Raw genomic sequence first — 676 nt, forward strand, 5'->3', positions numbered from 1 at the left:
GGAGAAACTTGATTCGACACAATTTTTTTTGAATCCAATGGTTAGGTGTCCATTTTGTGCATCAAGGGGTTTGTTGGGTTCCCAACCGCACTTTGCCACGGACAAACCATTTGGCACCCACACAAAAAGATATTGGTGTTTGGTTGATGACAAAAAATATGACAACCACATCCCGCTTTGCTGGGGTGTGCAAAATTTATATCACAATTAAAGATATACCAATTCCATTAACTAAATATAAATTAAACAATTATAATCAAGTAACAATTTACTCAAAAAATAATTTTATGCCTTATTCAAAATATTATAAATAGCTATTTATTTTCTTCTATAAATTTATTATGGAGATGAGCTTAAATCATTCACGTTCTTTTCACGACTTCTTACGACCTCGGATTGTGGAAGACACAAGATTGTATTTCGCATTAAGTCTACAAGATATAAAAGCGAGACAATAGCCAACTATTGAGTTGTCATGGAATGTACAATAAAAGGTAGAGTGTGTGGTAGTTATCAGTGAATGATCATCAAATGAAGCAATAGAAACAGTACCAACTAATCCTGATGGTTCTTGTCGTGATTTAAATTCAACCTGACCAGAATGAAATTACTTAAACGTGCAATGAAACTGAATTTACTTGAAAAACCTAACAATACAATATGTTGATGCTTGCAG

1 protein-coding gene is annotated in these 676 nt (G+C 33.1%); it reads left to right on the forward strand.

Annotated features, from left to right (window positions below; all coding sequences use genetic code 11):
* Window positions 1-211 (forward strand): hypothetical protein (locus ACQY5W_RS13175; RefSeq protein WP_428025433.1); only part of this gene is annotated, 211 nt, incomplete at its 5' end.
* Window positions 212-676 lie beyond the last annotated feature (465 nt).

It is taken from the genome of Arcobacter sp. (assembly GCF_050300555.1).
Taxonomy (GTDB): domain Bacteria; phylum Campylobacterota; class Campylobacteria; order Campylobacterales; family Arcobacteraceae; genus Arcobacter.